The sequence below is a fragment of the Streptomyces sp. NBC_01717 genome, from assembly GCF_036248255.1.
GTDB lineage: Bacteria > Actinomycetota > Actinomycetes > Streptomycetales > Streptomycetaceae > Streptomyces.
The window spans coordinates 1,983,656-2,000,378 of record NZ_CP109178.1; the positions used below are offsets into that span (position 1 = coordinate 1,983,656).

Sequence of the window (16,723 nt, forward strand, 5' to 3'; positions counted from 1 at the left end):
TGTGCGTCAGCGGACCTGATCCGGGGTGAGGACGTCGGTGATCCCGCGGGCGGCCAGGTGTTCCTGGTTCCCGGCCCGGCTCGCGAGGACGGCGGTGGGCCGGGCCCCGTCCGCGGTGAGCCGGGCGAACGCCTCGAAGAACGCGCCACCGGGGGCGCATGTGGAGCGCCGGGGCGCGGTGTCGTCGTCTCCGGTGTCGACGACGAGTGCGGTGGTGCGGGGCGCCGGGCGGTACTCGGTGCCCCGCCGGTCCGCGACGATCCCGGCGATGGCCTCGCCGGCCGGCTTGACCTGCCGGTCGTTGGTCAACAGGCCGAGGCTGTACTCGAGTTCGGGGAAGTCGGCCAGCGACCGGGACACGTCGTGGGAGCACCACCAGGTGACGCCCCACACGTCCTCGCAGTCCAGTGCGTTCACCACGGTCGCCTCGGTGAACGCGGCCGCGTGCTCGGCGGGAACGAGCGGCGCCGGAGCACCGACCTCCTGCAGCCAGACGGGCCGGTGCGGGTCGGTGGCCCACGCCTTGGACAGTTCGATCAGATACGCGGCGTGGTGCTCGGTGGCGGTCCCGGTGCGGCCGTGTCGTTGGGCGGTGCCGTTGAAGACCCAGGAGTGCACGGCGGTGACCGCGCCGATCCGGGCCGCGTGGGCGGGCGTGAACGCGTGGTCGTCCTGATACCAGGCGGCGTCGTACTCGGCGTGCAGATGGAGCCTGCCAGGCGCTCCCTCCTCGCAGGCGTCGAGCAGGGTGCGCAGCCAACGGCCCGCCTGTTCGGGGGTGATGGTGTCCGGGTCGGGGTGCGGGGGGCCGGAGAACTGATTGATCTCGTTGCCCAGGGTCATACCGAGGAAGTTGGGCCGGTCGGCGAGGGCCGCGGCGAGCGTACGCAGGTATTCGGCCTGGCCCGCCACCACGTCCGGGTCGGTGAAGATGTTGCGCCGGTGCCAGGTCTGCGTCCACGCGGGCAGGAAGTCGAAGCTCGACAGGTGGCCCTGCAGTCCGTCCACGTTGACGTCGAGGCCGCGCTCGGCCGCGGCGTCGGCGAGCTGGACGAGCTGCTCGACGGCGCGCGGCCGGATCAGGGTGCGGTTGGGCTGGAAGAGCGGCCAGAGCGGGAAGACCCGGATGTGGTCGAGGCCGAGGCCGGCGATCGAGTCCAGGTCGGCGCGTACGGCGTCGAGGTCGAAGTCCAGCCAGTGGTGGAACCAGCCCTGGCTGGGTGTGTAGTTGACGCCGAAGCGCAGCGGGGAGTGAGGCATACGGTACGGGTGTCCTGGTTCTGTGGTGCGAAGGGGTGGGCAAGGCGGGGCGGTCAGCCCTTGACGGCGCCTTCGCCGACGCCCCGGAAGAAGAAGCGCTGCAGGCAGGCGAAGAGCACGATCAGTGGGAGCACGGCGATGATCGTGCCCGCGGCGACGAGCCGTTCGTCGTTCGCGAACGTGCCGTGCAGATAGTTCAGCCCGATGGTCAGGGTGAAGTTCGCCGGGTCGCTCAGCACGATCAGCGGCCACAGGAAGTCGTCCCAGGCCCCCATGAAGGCGAAGATCGCCACGACGGCGAGGGTTCCTCTGACCGACGGAAGGGCGATCCAGAAGAACCGCTGCCAGACATTCGCGCCGTCGACGAACGCCGCCTCCTCCACCTCGTGCGGAAGGTTGAGGAACGCGTTGCGCATCAGCAGGACGTTCATCGCGGCGACGGATCCCGGCAGCAGCACACCGATCAGGGTGTTGTTCAGACCGAGCTCACGCATGGTGGTGAACTGGGCGATGATGATGCCCTCGACGGGTACGAGCATGGCGAGGATGAACGCCAGCGTCGCGGCCCTGCGCCCCCGGTACCGCATCCTGGCCAGCGCGTAGCCGGCCAGTGCGGAGCCGACGCAGTTGGTGACCACATTGGCGGTCGCCACCTTGACGGAGTTCAGCGCGTAGTCCCAGACCGGGATGGTCTCGGCGACCCGCGTGTAGTTGTCCAGGGTCGGATGGCCGGGGAAGAACTTCGGCGGTGAGCTGAAGATGTCCTCGCCGGGTCCCTTGAGGGAGGTCGAGAGCTGCCAGAGGAACGGCCCTACGGTCAGCGCCAGTACGGCGAGCAGCAGGAGGTAGCGCAGCAGGAGTTGCCAGACCGGGATGCGTCGGCCGTCGGCGTCGGTGAGGGTCAGGATGCTCATGCGTCCTCCTTGCGGTCGGCGCGGAGCACCAGGAGCATCAGAGCGACCGTCACGACGAAGATGACGACGGAGATCGCGGAGGCATAGCCGACCCGCCCGGTCAGTCCGGTGCCGACGCGCTGGACGAGCATCACCAGGGTGGTGTCCTCACCGGCCGGGCCGCCGGATGGACCGGCCATCAGATAGACCTCGGAGAACGCCTTGAAGGCGGCGACCGAGGCCAGCGCCCCGACGAGGACCATGGTGGAGCGGACGGCGGGAACGGTCACGGTGAAGAACCTGCGGACAGCGCCGGCGCCGTCCACGGAGGCCGCCTCGTGCAGTTCCCTGGGGACGTTGGCCAGCGCCGCCAGATAGATGATCATGTAGTAGCCGAGGCCCTTCCAGACCGTGACCGTCATCGCGCTGAGCAGCAGCAGCCACTGGTCGCTCAGGAAGCCGACCCTGCCGATCCCCACCGCCTCCAGTACCGCGTTGATCAGCCCCCGGTCGTCGAGCATCCACACCCAGATCAGCCCCACGACGACGATGGAGGCGACGACGGGGGTGTAGAAGGCGGAGCGGAAGAACGTGATGCCGGGGATGTTCCGCTGGACGAGCATCGCCAGGAGCAGCGGCAGGAGAACGAGGGCGGGGACGACTCCGACCACGTACAGCGTGCTGTTCCGCAGCCCGATCCAGAACATCTCGTCGTGGATCAGCTCCTGGAAGTTCGCCAGGCCGACGAACTTCCCGGGCATCAGCGTCCGGCGGTCCGTGAAGGCGTTGACCAGGGTGCTGAAGAACGGGAACAGGCTGAAGGTCCCGACGACGAGCAGGCCGGGGGCCGCGAACAGCCAGGGGCTGGCGGGGAGATGGCGGCGTATCCGGTGGCCGGGGCCCCGGCCGGACCGGCGGTCGCCGGGACGTGCGCCCCGGGCCGCCGGTACCGCTGTGCCGGTGTCCCGGATCGGCGCAGATGCCATGGCCGATTTCACGAGGGGGGTCTTCACCGGGGGCTCAGCTCTGCTGCAGCAGCCGGTCACAGGCCTTGACAGCGTTGTCAAGAGCTTCCTTTGGGCTCTGCTTGCCCTGCAGCGCCTTGGCCACCTGGTTGCGCAGCTCGGTCTTCATCTGATCACTGAAGAGCACTGGCGTGTAATTGACCGCTGTCTTGAGGGACTTGGCGGCGGCGACCCGGACCCGGGTCACGTCGGTGCCGTCCTCCTCGGTGAAGTAAGGGTCGTCGAGGGATCCGGCGGTGCTCGGGAAGATGGCGACCTGCTTGGCGAAGTCCATCTGCCGCGTCGCGTCGGTCACGTAGTGGGCGAAGGCCACGGCTGCCGGCTTCTGCTTCGTCTGCGCGTTCACCATGACGCCCATGACGTACATGTTGGCCTTGCCGGTGCTGCTGATCTGGTCGGTGATCCCGATGTTCTTGTAGAGACTCGGGGCCTGCTTCTTGAAGTTCTCCAGGTCCAGTGCGCTGCCCGGGTTCATCGCCACGGACCCGGTGAGGAACTTGTGGCCGGACGACTCGGGGGTCGCGGTCAGCGCCTGCGGGTCGAGCGCCTTGGCGTCGTACAGCTCCTTGTAGTGGGTGAGCAGTTCGACACCCTTGGCGTCATTGAAGGCGAAGCCCGTACCTTCCTTGTTCATCAGCTGTCCGCCGTAGCGGCCGAAGTCCTCGATGGTGGGCACGTTGGCCAGCGTGGCGACCTTGCCCTTGCTCTTCGTTGCCAGTTCCAGACCTTCGTCGAAGAGTTCGTCGTAGGTGGTCGGCGGCTTCTCGGGGTCGAGTCCGGCGTCCTTGAAGAGGGACTTGTTGTAGAAGAGCGGTCCGGTGTTGAGGTACCAGGGGAAGGCGTAGGTCCCTTCCATGCCCGGTATCCGGTGGCTCTGCCAGGCGCCCGGCAGGTACTCCTTGCGGTACTTCGCCGCCGCCTTGTCGAGGTCCAGTGCGAGCCCCGCCTTGGCCAGTGGTGCGACCAGATCCGGCGAGACATTGACGACGTCCGGCAGCGTGCCGCCGGCCGCGTCGGCGCTGATCTTGTCCGCGTAGCCCTCGGCCGGCCGGTCGACCCACTTGACCTCGGTCCCCGGGTACTTCTTCTCGAAGTCAGCGATCACCCCGTTGAAGTAGTCCTTGAAGTTCGCCTGCAGGTTCCAGGTCTGGAAGGTGATCTTCCCTTCGACCTTGCCGGAGGCGTCGGACGAGCTGTCGCCGGACCCTCCTCCGCAGGCGCTCAGCGGCAGGACGGTGGCGAGTACGGCGGCAGCGGCTACTGCTCTGCGGGAGATACGCACGGTGAACGGCTCCTTTGCTCGGACCAGGCGTGCGCACGGCGGGCCGAGGTCGATGACGCTCCGGCTGCGTACGCCCAGCAGACCCTCCAATGCACACGGTGCAAAGTCAATACATTCGCTTGAAGTTAACCGCACCTCTCCAGATATTCGCAGGTCAGAGCGGTACACGAGCCTATTGATGACGGTTCACTAATGCGCTTTAGAGCGCCTGGACTCAAGCGCATTAGTTGACCGATCACTTCGGTCGACCAATACGCCGGTAAGGCTTACGATGCACCGGGGGCGAGCGAGCACCGCGTCTTCCAGGAGCAACGGGGAACGCAGGAAGAGGGGCACCGGGTGACACCGAAGGGGCCGCCGGCCGAGGAGACCCGGCCGGCCAGGCGCACACCCGCGCGACGGCCGACCATGAAGGACATCGCCCAGCGCGCCGGTGTGTCGGAGAGCGCCGTCTCCTTCGCGCTCAACGACCGTCCCGGCGTCTCGGCGATCACCCGGGACCGGATCCGGCGCGTCGCCGAACAGCTGGGCTGGCGGCCGAGCACCGCCGCCCGTGCGCTGTCGGGCGAGGGGTCGGCCACCGTGGGGCTGGTGGTGGCGCGCCCGGCGGCGAGCCTGGGCGTCGACTCATTCTTCCTCCAGCTGATCTCCGGCATCCAGGAGGTGCTGGCCGAGCGTCAACTCGGGCTGCTCTTCCAGGTGGTGGAGGATGTGGAGGCCGAGTGCGCCGTCTACCGGCGCTGGTGGGCGGAGCACCGCGTCGACGGGGTGCTCGTCGTCGATCCCCGCACGGACGACCCCCGCCCCGGCCTGCTGGACGAACTCGGGCTGCCGGGAGTCGTGATCGGCGCACTGCCCGGCAGTGACACGGGTCCGCACCCGGGGCTCTCGCAGGTACGCGCGGACGATGCGGGCGCCATGGCGGCGATCGTCGGCCGACTGCACGAGCTGGGCCATCGGCGCATCGTGCACATCGCGGGGCTGCCTTCCCTCGCCCACACCGACCGGCGCATCCGCTCCCTGCGCATCGAGGCCGACCGGCGCGGGCTGGCCGAGGCCCACTCGGTGACCACGGACTACTCCGACACGGAGGGCGCGGCCGTCACCCGCAGAGTGCTGGAACAGTCCACGCCGCCGACCGCGATCATCTACGACAACGATGTGATGGCCGCGGCCGGTGCCACGGTCGTCGCGGGCCTCGGCCGCTCCGTCCCCGGCGATGTCTCGGTCGTGTCGTGGGAGGACTCCGCGCTGTGCCGGCTGACGGTCCCCTGGCTGACCGCGCTGTCCCGGGACACGGTCGCGTTCGGACGGATCGCCGCACGGGAGCTGACCGCACTGCTCGACGGCGGCGCGGCCCGCACCGTGCAGGTACCGCTGCCCGGACTGATCGAGCGCGGAAGTACGGCACCGGCACCGGCGGCCCCTGAGTCGGGCGGGCGTGACTGACGACCGACGCCCCTCCCCTACCGGGTGCCTCACAGCCCCGCGGCGCGCTGCCTGAGCCCACCGACCGCCCATGGCCCATCGAGCTCGATGGGCGCTTCGTCACGATATGATGCGCTTTGTGATCACGCCCGGGCAGCTGCGGCGCCGTCGTCCTCCCTACGGCGGCCGGCTGGAAGCTGCTCCGCTGGCACCGGTGATCCTTACCGTCCTCATCGCCGCACTGGCGTTCTCCACACCGAGGGAGATCGCCGTCAGCCGCCTCCTGCCCGCCGCACCCGCCCTGGCCGCCGCGATGTGGCCGGTGCTTCCCACAATCCTGCTCGGGACGTTCTGCCTGCTGGTCATGGTCGGCCTCAGCCTCGTGTACACCGACCTGGGGACGCCGTACACGGCGGCCGCGATCGTCGCGGTCACCTTGGCCGCCGCATACGCAAGCCACGTCCGGCTCCAGCGGGAGGAGGCGCTCTTCCAGATCCGGCTCGTCGCCGACACAGCCCAGAAGGTGCTGCTGCGCCCTCTGCCGCGCCGCATCAAGAACATCGAGATCGAGTCGCTGTATCTGGCGGCTCAGGAGCAGGCCCGGATCGGCGGCGACTTCTACGAGGCGGCCGACACACCGTACGGAGTCCGACTGCTCATCGGCGACGTGCGCGGCAAGGGCCTGTCCGCGGTCGGGGCGGCCTCGGCGGTGATCAGCTGCTTCCGGGAGGCCGCATACGACGAGCCCGACCTGAGGGGCATCACCCACCGCCTGGACACCAGCATCACCCGCCACAGCGCCACGTTCCCCGCCCACGACCTGCCGGAGCGCTTCGCCACCGCTCTTATCGCCGAGATCCCGCACGGCGGCGGCCACGTCAGGCTTCTCAACTGCGGGCATCCCCCGCCGCTCATCGTGCACCTCGGGGAGATCCGCGTCCTGGAGCCCACCACTCCCTCACCGCCCCTCAACCTCGCGACACTGATCGGGGACCACTACTACGTCGACACCGTCGCCTTCGCCCCGGGCGACCAGCTGCTGCTCTACACCGACGGCGTAACGGAGACCCGGGACCGCACCGGTGAATTCTTCCCCCTGCCGGACTGGATGCGACGGCAAGGCCCGACGCCGCCCCGCGAGCTGCTCGACCGGCTTCACCGGGCCCTGCTCCACTACAGCGGCGGAAAGCTCAACGACGACATCGCGGCCCTCGCCGTACGGTGCCCGCATACCCGGACTCCGGGAACACTCCGTGCAGGTGGATGGAGGCCGTAGGCGGGGCCCGTCGGCCCCGCTCACAACGGCACGCCACGACCGAGGCGGCGCGCTGCCGAGTCTCGCGATGCCGCCCCTGGTGCCGGCCGGGCAGGCTCCGAACCGCCCGTGGTGGCTGAGGCCACCGGGTTCACGCTGCGGCGGTGAGACTGAACCAGATCCATTTGCCGTGGCTGTCGGGGAGGTAGCCCCAGGCGTCCGCGAGTGTGTCGATGAGGTGCAGGCCGCGGCCGTTCTCGGAGTCCACATCGGCCGCTCCGGTGGCAACGGGGGTGTGGGTGCTGCTGTCGCGGACGGCGCAGACGAGTTCGCCGGAGGCGTCGTCGTGGTCGAAGAGGACCCGTACCTGGTCGCTGCCGGTGTGCTCGACGGCGTTGGCGACCGCTTCGGAGACCAGCAGCTTCCCGTTGTCGGCGACGTCGCCGGCGGGAACCAGAGCCGCCAGGGCGCGGCGGGCCTGGCCGACGGAGCGCTTGCAGGCGGGGAGGTACAGGTGGGCAAAGCGTCGGACACGCATTGAGAACACTCCAGGGATCTTGGGGCGAGGGAGCGGTCCTGCGGTCCTGTGACCGCTCCGCTGCCGCCTGGTGATCGGCCCCCGATATGTGGTGCGTCCCCCACCTGCTCTCCACGGTAGGAGCCGGGCCTCTCCCGGCGGATCGGACGTTCGGCTGCTCCGGGGGCAGACGAAAGTACGACCCACCCGGACGGGCGCCACCTCCTGCGGCCCGGCCGTCCCGAGGCGGCCCCGCCGGGGAAGCGCCCCCGAGGGGGACGACCACTGCGCCACCCATGAGGACCATCCGGATGCGCAGCGTCCGCGATCGGTCGGACGGCCTTGCCCGCGCGGGCCGGAGTGCCGCCGACCGGGCCGTCAGGGAGGCTGTGATCAAGGACTCCACGAAACGGAGACGACGTGATCAAGGTGCTGCTCGTGGACGACGACCCCTACGTCCGTCATGGGCTGCGGACCATCCTGCAGAGCGACCCGGACATCGAGGTCACCGCCGAGGCCGGCGACGGGCGTCAGGGCGTCGAGGCGGCCCGCGCCCACGCATGTGATGTGGCTCTGGTCGACATCCGCATGCCGCACATGGACGGTCTGGCCGCCACCCGGGCCCTACTGGCACTCCCCGCCCCGCCGGCCGTGGTGATCCTGACGACGTTCCGGCTGGACGAGTACGTGGCGGAGGCCGTGCAGGCGGGCGCCGCGGGGTTCCTGCTCAAGGACACCCCGCCCACCGAACTGGTTCGTGCGGTACACACCGTGGCGGGCGGCGATGCGATGCTCTCCCCCGAGGTGACCCGGCAGCTCTTGGACACGGTGCGCCGCGTGCAGCACACCGTCAGCGCGGACGAGCGCACGAGGCTGGCTTCGCTGACACCGCGCGAAGGGGAGGTCCTGGTCCTGCTCGCCCAGGGCATGTCCAACGCCGACATCGCCAAGCACCTCTTCGCCAGCGAGAGCACCGTCAAGATGCACGTCAGCCGCATCCTGGCCAAGCTGGCGGTCGAGAACCGGGTCCAGGCGGCGCTTCTCGCCCGCAACGCGAACCTCGGCCAGGACTGACACACGCCCACGCAGTGAGCCGGTCGAGCCGGTTGCCACAAGTCGCTCGCCGAGGCTGTGCGCACCGCCGCAAGGAAAGTGCCAAGCGCCGGGCAGCATCCTGCTCCTTGCTCGACTTCACCGGCGTCCCTTCGTCCGCCGCCGTGCGACCGGCGACCGACTTTCGTCGGGGTGTGGTGTGCCCCCTCGGCCGTCTCGCAGTGATGGCACGGCTCCATACGTTGGTACACGGCTGCTGCGCAAGGCACGGGCCGGACCGTCGATCAGCGCGGTGGCCGCGCTTTGCCGCCATCACCGTGGCGCGGCGCCGCGGCGGACGACGCACCACCCGAGCGCGCTGCGCTTCCACACCGATTTCCCCGACAGTCCGAGATTCCCCCTGCCAGGAAGGGCGTTTTCAGCATGCCATTTTTCACCGCCATCCGCGGCCGTGCCCGTCAGTTCACCCTCGCCACGAGCATCGTCGTCGCCGTCGGCGCCGGCGTCCTGGCCCCCGCCGCCATCGCCCTCTCATCCCGGCCCGGAACACCCACAGCAGGAGTGACAGCCGTGGCCGACACCCGTGGCATCGACACGACGCACGACCATGCCTTCGCGTTCGAGATGGTCGACGCCGACGCGGTCCCCGTAGGGAACCAGAACGTCAGGGTCTGCACGGATACCAAGACCGTCGTCCCCTTCACCCATGCGCCCGAGACCGTGCTCCTCCCCACCGACCGCGGTGGCAAGGGGACGCATCCTGCCGGAGACGGCGGTGGCATCGGTGCAGGTGACGGGTGCACCGAAGCCGACTGCGGGGGCGAGCACCGGCACGAACGGCGGCACGGGGGTGCGGGCTGAACACACCGCGGGTGACTCGCCGGCCGACGGCAAGATCTTTGAGTTCGGTCCGGGAGCGAGCGTCGGTATGACCGCGCCCGCTACACCCAGCCCCGGCGAGCGGCCTGCCATGCCAGTTGCATGCGTGTTGCGGCGTCGGCGAACGTCATCAGCTGCTGGATGTGGCGTTGGACCGTGCGTCGGCTCAGGCCCATCTGGGAGGCGATCGCCTTGTCCGCGACACCTGCGACGAGCAGGGAGAGCAGCCGTCGGTCCGTTGCTGAGAGGGGGTCGGCGCCGACTACTCCGTCGGTGCCGCTGACCGTTCCTGAATCGTCGACGTGCAGGGGGACGGCATCGTCCCAGTAGCGCTCGAAGAGCGCGACGAGCGCCGCCAGCAGGCTGCTGTCGCGTACCAGGGCCGTGGTGGGTTCCTCAGGGCTGCCGTACGGGCCTCCCGGCACGAGGGGGCAGATCGCGATGGCGCGGTCGGACACGGCGAGGCGCAGCGGCAAGTGGGGGACGGCGCGGGCGACTTCACCTGCCCGTACCCCCTCGATAACGTTGTCCACGGCCCCCTCGTCGTCGAAGAACGCCTTCTCGTAGAGGACGCGATAGCGCACACCCCGCGCGAGGGCGTCGAACTCCTCGCTGTTGCTGCCCGAGGGCATGGCCACGTACTGCGCCTTGCAGAACCAGAGCATCTCGTCGCGGGTGTCCGCCTGGATGCGGCGCAGGTGCTGGCGCAGCGCGTCCGCCCCGGTGATCACCTCGATGAGCTGGTCGGCGTCGCTGCGGCGCATGGTGTCCCGGTAGATCTCCAGCAGTCCGGTGGCCGTGGCGCGGGCATGGTCGAGGGCGTCGGCCTGCTGTTTGAGCCGGGGCATGAGGGCCACGTCGGGAGGCGTTGCGCGGTACTGCCTCGGCACCGCGTCGGTGTGGCTGGCCAGTCCCTTGGCGGTCAGTGCCGTGAGTGTCTGTTCGGCGTCCGTGGTGTCGAGACCGGCTCGTACCGCGAAGTCGTGCGCCGAAGCCCGGCCCATCGTCACCAGAATCCGGTAGGCGGACTCCTCGGCATCGCTGACTCCGGCGGCTTCCAGTGTCACGGTGTTCTCCTTGATGCCACCCGTCCAACAGTTGAATACCGTACTACACCCCTCCAGTGCGGCGGGAGGTGTGCGGGCATGTTCAACGGCCGCGTACCTGCCATGTACAGGGGGGCTGACGTGACTACCCTCCGTGCAGGGAGGCGTGCACTACGGTCTGCCGGACGCTGGGGCCGGTTGGGTGGCGAGTGCGGGCACCGCGGAGGACGCAGCGAGGCGGATCGGTCTCATCCGTTCGGCACCTTTCCATGAATGCACGGCAATTGTTCATGCGGTGCTGCACAGAATCCGGTGACGGCGGGCGCAGTGTCACCGATTATCGGTGGCGCAGGTGGGACATGTCGCAACCGCGCCATCGTGAGCAGGCCGGCATCCCCGGACGGCGCTAGCCGCCTTGCACCGGATCCGCGCCGGAAGACTTCTCCTTTCCCTTCTGCCGGGCGGCGTGCACGAGCCCATCCGGCCCGATGGCAACGTCCTGGCGGGAGCCCGGCAGCGCCCCGCTCTCAAGGGTCGGGATCATGAAGCGCGCCGCGCCGGCCAGGACTCCGGCCAGCAAGAAGCCCCACGCATAGCCGGCCGAGCCGATGAGCCCGCCCAGCAGCGGCGGCGTCAGCGATGCGGCGAGATTCTGGCCGGTGTTCTGGACGCCCATGGCGCGTCCCGACCAGGAGCGCCCCGCGAGCTCGGCGGTGGCGGTGAAGGCCAGGCCGTTGGTGCTTGCGGTGATACCGCAGGCGACGATCATGGCGAGATCCGTCACCGGCGAGGGCCAGAGGGCGCCCAGCGCAGTCGCGCCCATGACGACGGCGATGCACACGGACAGCTGCCGCATCGGCCGCACCCGGCTGCCGACCCGGTCGGACCAACGGCCCGCCACGACACGCGAGACAGCCCCCAGCACCTGCGACACCACCAGGAGTTGACCTGCGTGCACGGCGCTCCAGCCCCGGACGTCGATCAGGAACACCATCGCGAAGGCGTTCGCCGCGAACTGTGGAACGCACAGCAGCGCACTGGACGCATGGATGCGCCACAGGCTGGAGTGACGGTAGGGGTTGGCGGCCGGCTCCTGCGCCGCGGACTGCACGGTGCGGGGCGGATCCGAGGCCAGCGAGCCGACGAGCACGGCGACGACACCGCACAACGCCGCACAGAACAAGACGGTCCCCTTCACGCCACTGCGCGCGGCGAGCGTGGGGACGATCAGAGCGGCAATGCCCATGCCCAGCGGGGTCGATGTCTGCCGGATTCCCATGGCGAGCCCGCGCTCGCGGGCGGAGAACCATCCGACGACGAGCCGCCCGCTGGCCGCGGAGACCGACGCGCTCGCCGCCCCGGCCAGCGCCAGGAGCACACCCAGGGGAACCAGACCGTTCACCACACCCCCCAGGGAGAGGAGGACGGTTGTCATGGCCAGACCGGAGGTGATGACGCCTCGCTCACCAAAACGGTCGGCCAGGGCTCCCCAGGCGACGAGGGTCAACACGAGGCCGACGGTCGGGCAGGCGATCAGCAATCCGACTTGCCCGAGTGTCAGCCCGTTGTCGCGTCTCAACGTCTCCGAGGTGTACGGCAGCCCGTAGAGGAAAGTGCACGCGACCGTCTGCGCCGCGGTCCCGAGAGCCAGCATCATCCAACGGCGCACAGCAGTCCTCCCCGGTGTGTGTGGGTTACAACTATGACAGCGAATCCATAATGCAAGACACTCCATCTCGCATAATGAGCAGCTCTTGGACGCCTCAGGGGTGGGCAGGTCGCCGCCACACCACCGCCCCCGCGGCCGTCAAGCCCTCCGCCCACGGCGACCTCACGGAAGCGTGCCGGCGCCGCGTGCCGCAAAGACCCCTTGGAGGGCCGTCCTGAAGCGTCGACGAATCGAGGCAACTCGAATAACCATTCGATAAAATGCTCAGTAGGAGCGCGCATCATCGAACGTGGGGAGACCGTCGACAAGGAGTGGCAATGAGGCTGTCGTTCCTGGAGCCCCTTTACGCGGAGCCCGGCCCGTTCGCCTCCGTGTATCTGGACACTTCGCGTGACGTCGAGCATCCGGAACGGGCGATCGCGCTGCGCTGGCAGCGGCTGCGGGACCGCCTGACCCGTCAAGGCGCGGATCGGTCCCTGCTCAAGGTGCTGGAGGAGGTGGTCGGCGCCGATACGGCGATACCGGGGATGCACGGGCAGGCCATCTTCGCCGCGCACGGGGCGCTCGTACTGGACGGGGAGCTGCCCAGGCCGCCGGCGCACGACTCCGCGCGCTACGGCACGCTGCCGGACGCGATGCCCCTGGTCACCCAGCACGTCCCGGAGATCCCCTACCTGGCCGTGACCGTGCACTACGGCGGACTGCCGACCGCCGAGACCCATGGCTGGGTGACGCTGGACGCGGAGACCGGGACCTGGCCGGCATCCAACGTCACCCCGGGTGAGCGGCTGCACCTCAGGGTCGCGGTGGCCACCTGGCACCGCACCGCGGTCCGGCTGGGCCATCAACTGGACGAATGGGCGCGCCGCGTCCACGCCGACGCGGTCGTCATGGGCGGGGACAAGTGGGCGTCCAACGTACTGATCCGCCGCCTCCCGCACGCCCTGCGGGACAGGGTCGTACGCGTAGGGGGTCCCACGGCGACGGACACCGGACGCGCCCTCCTGGAGCCGCAGCTGAACACCGTCTTCCACGGCCGCATGGCCGCGCACGACCGGGCGCTCGTGGACATCTTCATCGGCCGGCACGCACTGCACGGGGCCGCGACGGAGGGGTTGTCCGCCACCGTCGCCGCCCTCCAGCGCGGCCAGGTCGCCGCGTTGCTGCTCAACCACCCGCCCGGCCGCTCCCTGCGGCTCTGGGCGGGCCCCCAGCCCACCCTGCTCACCCTGACCGAGGAGGAGCTGATCTCCTTCGGCGTGCGGGCACCCCGCGAGGAACGCGCCGACGAGGCCCTGGTGCGGACCCTTGTTGGCACCAGTGCCGAACTGGTCGTCGTACCGGAGAGCGAGCTGCCGCTGGACGAGGGTGTGGGCGCGCTGCTTCGGTACGCCGACCTGGGGACGCCGTCCTGACGGCGATGAACGCGTACGCGGTTCGGAGCCCGGCCGGCCGTGTTGAGGAAGCCGCTCGGACACGGCGTACGGGCGAAAGAAGGAGCGGCGTTTCCCGTACTGCCAACGCCTGAAACGGAGTACGACATGCCGACAAGGGTCCTGCTGGAGGGACGCCCCGGGGTTGGGAAGACAACCGCAATCCGCCGACTGGCTGCGCTTCTGCACGGCCGTGACATCGTCGGCTTCACCACGGAGGAGATCCGGCAAGGCGGCGCCCGGGTCGGCTTCGCTCTGGAGACAGCAGCGGGACACCGTGCCGTGCTCGCCCATGTCGGCTTCCCGGGGCCGCCGAAGGTGGGGCGCTACGGCGTCGACCTGGGCGTCATGGACCGGTTGGCGCTGCCGGCGCTGATGGCGGCTTCGGCGGATCCTGTCCCCGGGCAGCTTGTGCTCATCGACGAGCTCGGGCGGATGGAGTTGGCCTCTGCCTCGTTCAGGGAGGCCGTCCGGTCCGTCTTCGAGGCCGGCGTCGATGTGGTCGCGACCGTTCATGCGCACAGCGACCCGTTCACCGACGCCCTGAAACGGCGCGCCGACACCGAGCTCATCGCCGTGACCCGGGCGAACCGGCACTCTCTCCCCGACGGGCTGGCGGCACGGCTGGAGTACCGGTGACGAGTTGGGTAATTCAGCGGAGCAACCACCGAAATCCAGTGGGAGTACCAGGAGTCGGACTGTTGGACTTCGGGTCGGGGAGGACGTGCCGGCGTCGCCTTGCCGCGTGGAGCGAGGCCGGAGTGCGGGACCGGTTACACGTCGTGCGGCCGGGCAGGCGGCACGCGAAGTACGCGGACGACGGGACAGGCGCGGAAGATCCGGAAAACCCGCTCCCCAACCGTCACTGCGATGGCTTACGCTGCGCCTGCGGCCGCGCCCTTCACGTCGTCTTCACATGGACGGCATTCGGGTGTCGCGCGGCCCGACTCATCGCCCGGTCTGTCCACCGGGCTTCTCTGTGGGGGGTACGAATCAACGTGCGCATGCGCACCGTAGCGACCGCGCTCGCGGTCCTCTTCAGCTCGACGGCCCTGGCCGCGGGCACCGTGGGTCCTGCTGCGGCGGACTCCAGCACGGCCCTGTCGATCTCCTCGTACGGCGACATCGCCGTGGACGGTGTCCACAAGCGGGTGTACATCAGCGATCCGGCCGGCAACAAGGTCGTCGTCACCGACTACGCGGGCAAGCTCGTGGCGACCGTCCCTGATCTCTCCGGGGTGCGGGACCTTGCGATCACGCCCGACTCCCGTACCGTCTACGCAGCTGTCCCGGGTGAGGACGCCGTCGTGGCCATCGAGACGTCCACCTCGACCACGGCCGCACGCTACTCGACCGGCGAGAACACCGACCCGCAGACCCTGGCGGTCGCGGGCGGCCGGGTCTGGTTCATGTACGGGCAACAGCCGTCGCACCACCTGGGATCGTTCGACCCTGCGCAGAGCACCCCCGAGATGGTTCTTGACCAACTCCCCGACCTGGGCTTCTACGACGCCCCCGAGTTGGAGTCGGCCGGGAGCACTCTCGTGATCGGTATCCACGGCACCTGGTCGGGTCTCGCCGTGTACGACGTGTCTTCCGGAACACCCGTGCTCCGCAAGCAGGGCATGCCGGCCGAGGCCGCGAACTACATGAACGACTTCGCGCTCAGCGCCGACGCCAAGCAGATCGTCGCCGCCTCCGGCGAATCGCCCTACGCGGCGACCGCGATCAATACCGATGACCTCAGCCGCACCGGCGGCTACCCGGTCGAGGCGGGCAACCCCAACTCCGCCGCGATCGCACCGGACGGGACGATCGCTCTGTCCACGTTCAGTTGGTACGACAAGGACATCTTCATCTTCAAGCCGGGCGCGAAGACGCCCTACCGCACTTATACGTACGACTTGAACACATCGGGCGGCGACACCATCGCCGGCCAAGGGCTCACCTGGGCCCCTGATGGAAGCAAGCTGTTCGCCATCGCGTCCGGCAACAGCGGTACCTATCTGCGTGTGCTCGACAACGCCACTCGCTACCCGGTCAAGGCGAGCGTTTCCGCACCGGCCAAGGCGACCCGCGGCAAGAAGCTCAGTGCCACCGGCAAGCTGACCTCCGACAAGTCCTTCCCGTCCGGTTCGACGGTCACCATCACCCGCACCGACATCGACTCGCCCAAGGGGAAGTCGCTGGGTACGAGGACGGTCAGTTCCTCCGGCACGTTCTCCTTCACGGACGTACCGCCCGCCGGCGGCAACGTCACCTACACCGCGCAGTACGGTGGCGATGCCACCCACGCACCGGCGTCGGGCAAGGACACGGTCGCCGTGTCGCGCACCGCCACCTCCCTCACCCTCAACCACAACGGCTCGCTGTACTCCTACGGCACCGATGTCTCGTTCACCGCGCACCTCGGATCCACGTACAAGAACCGCACCGTCGAGCTGTGGGTGAACCCGTTCGGCTCGGACAAGCCGAACAAGCTCGTGAAAACGGGCAAGGTCAGTTCCAAGGGCAACTTGTCCACCACGGTGGACATGACCCGGGACACCACGGTCACGGCGGTCTTCGCCGGTGACGCCCGCTCGGCCTCCAAGACGGTGAAGGCCACGGCCTACGCCAAGGTGAAGGTCTCGACCTCCGTCTCCAAGCAGTACAAGACGGCGAAGATCGGCTCCACGTCGTACGCGTACTTCCACAAGAAGACCAACCCGGTCTTCACCACGACCATGACGTACTACAAGAACCGCTCGCACAGGCTGAACCTGGAGATCTACTACCAGGGCAAGTGGTACGACGCGGGCTCGCAGTACTTCAAGCTCGGGACCAACGGCAAGTCCGTCGTGACGCTGACCGGCACGCACGACACCGGCTACCGGATGCGCATGCGCGCCTCGTACATCAACGGCTCGTCCGGCGACAACGTGAACTCCACCACCTACGGCGCCTGGAAGTACTTCTACTTCACGAAGTAATACGTCTCAGC

The 16,723-nt window shown here is 69.0% G+C and carries 14 protein-coding genes; 7 read left to right on the forward strand and 7 right to left on the reverse strand.

Annotation, left to right across the window (positions count from 1 at the left end; genetic code table 11):
- Positions 1 to 6: 6 nt before the first annotated feature.
- From OHB49_RS09055 to OHB49_RS09070, 4 genes are read right to left on the reverse strand one after another with little or no spacing between them, the layout of a single operon-like run.
- The gene (locus tag OHB49_RS09055) at positions 7 to 1,260 is read right to left on the reverse strand and encodes a glycoside hydrolase 5 family protein (protein ID WP_329159335.1); all 1,254 of its coding nucleotides are present in this window, start codon (positions 1,258 to 1,260) and stop codon (positions 7 to 9) included.
- 53 nt (positions 1,261 to 1,313) lie between these two features.
- Positions 1,314 to 2,174, reverse strand: coding sequence for a carbohydrate ABC transporter permease (locus tag OHB49_RS09060; RefSeq protein ID WP_030971650.1), 861 nt, complete (start codon positions 2,172 to 2,174; stop codon positions 1,314 to 1,316).
- Entirely contained in the window at positions 2,171 to 3,139 is a 969-nt protein-coding gene (locus OHB49_RS09065; RefSeq protein WP_234432834.1) for a carbohydrate ABC transporter permease, read from the reverse strand. The genes OHB49_RS09060 and OHB49_RS09065 overlap by 4 nt, the downstream gene beginning before the upstream one ends.
- 34 nt (positions 3,140 to 3,173) lie before the next feature.
- Positions 3,174 to 4,460: an ABC transporter substrate-binding protein gene (locus OHB49_RS09070; protein WP_329159340.1), complete on the reverse strand. Its 1,287-nt coding sequence runs from the start codon at positions 4,458 to 4,460 to the stop codon at positions 3,174 to 3,176.
- A gap of 408 nt (positions 4,461 to 4,868) precedes the next feature.
- Between OHB49_RS09070 and OHB49_RS09075 the strand changes: the two genes are divergently transcribed.
- Positions 4,869 to 5,909, forward strand: a complete 1,041-nt coding sequence (locus OHB49_RS09075) for a LacI family DNA-binding transcriptional regulator (protein ID WP_329166415.1) — start codon at positions 4,869 to 4,871, stop codon at positions 5,907 to 5,909.
- Positions 5,910 to 6,018: 109 nt separating this feature from the next.
- A complete protein-coding gene (locus tag OHB49_RS09080) occupies positions 6,019 to 7,164 on the forward strand; it encodes a PP2C family protein-serine/threonine phosphatase (RefSeq protein WP_443079650.1) in 1,146 nt (381 codons plus the stop codon).
- 130 nt (positions 7,165 to 7,294) lie between these two features.
- On the opposite strand, the gene OHB49_RS09085 is transcribed toward OHB49_RS09080, so the two are convergent.
- Complete coding sequence (locus tag OHB49_RS09085) at positions 7,295 to 7,681, reverse strand: ATP-binding protein (protein WP_329159343.1); 387 nt, start codon at positions 7,679 to 7,681, stop codon at positions 7,295 to 7,297.
- 399 nt (positions 7,682 to 8,080) lie between these two features.
- On the opposite strand from OHB49_RS09085, the gene OHB49_RS09090 reads away from it, so the two are divergent.
- On the forward strand, positions 8,081 to 8,734 hold the full coding sequence (locus OHB49_RS09090) for a response regulator transcription factor (RefSeq protein WP_329159344.1): 654 nt from the start codon (positions 8,081 to 8,083) through the stop codon (positions 8,732 to 8,734).
- 402 nt (positions 8,735 to 9,136) lie between these two features.
- Positions 9,137 to 9,574 carry a hypothetical protein gene (locus tag OHB49_RS09095; RefSeq protein ID WP_329159346.1) on the forward strand — a complete coding sequence of 146 codons (438 nt, stop codon included), beginning with the start codon at positions 9,137 to 9,139 and terminating at the stop codon, positions 9,572 to 9,574.
- Between the two features lie 80 nt (positions 9,575 to 9,654).
- Here OHB49_RS09095 and OHB49_RS09100 read toward each other — a convergent pair whose 3' ends face one another.
- Positions 9,655 to 10,659 (reverse strand): helix-turn-helix transcriptional regulator, encoded by a 1,005-nt coding sequence (locus OHB49_RS09100; RefSeq protein WP_030971634.1) that lies wholly within the window; start codon positions 10,657 to 10,659, stop codon positions 9,655 to 9,657.
- Positions 10,660 to 11,044: 385 nt separating this feature from the next.
- Positions 11,045 to 12,307 (reverse strand): MFS transporter, encoded by a 1,263-nt coding sequence (locus tag OHB49_RS09105; protein WP_329159348.1) that lies wholly within the window; start codon positions 12,305 to 12,307, stop codon positions 11,045 to 11,047.
- 317 nt (positions 12,308 to 12,624) lie between these two features.
- Here OHB49_RS09105 and OHB49_RS09110 point away from each other — a divergent pair, with 317 nt between their 5' ends.
- The 3 genes from OHB49_RS09110 to OHB49_RS09120 all read left to right on the forward strand — a co-directional run bounded on the left by OHB49_RS09110 (position 12,625) and on the right by OHB49_RS09120 (position 16,712).
- Complete coding sequence (locus OHB49_RS09110; protein ID WP_329159350.1) at positions 12,625 to 13,722, forward strand: baeRF2 domain-containing protein; 1,098 nt, start codon at positions 12,625 to 12,627, stop codon at positions 13,720 to 13,722.
- A gap of 126 nt (positions 13,723 to 13,848) precedes the next feature.
- On the forward strand, positions 13,849 to 14,379 hold the full coding sequence (locus OHB49_RS09115; protein WP_030971629.1) for a nucleoside-triphosphatase: 531 nt from the start codon (positions 13,849 to 13,851) through the stop codon (positions 14,377 to 14,379).
- Between the two features lie 365 nt (positions 14,380 to 14,744).
- Positions 14,745 to 16,712: a YncE family protein gene (locus tag OHB49_RS09120; protein WP_329159352.1), complete on the forward strand. Its 1,968-nt coding sequence runs from the start codon at positions 14,745 to 14,747 to the stop codon at positions 16,710 to 16,712.
- The last annotated feature ends 11 nt before the right edge of the window (positions 16,713 to 16,723 follow it).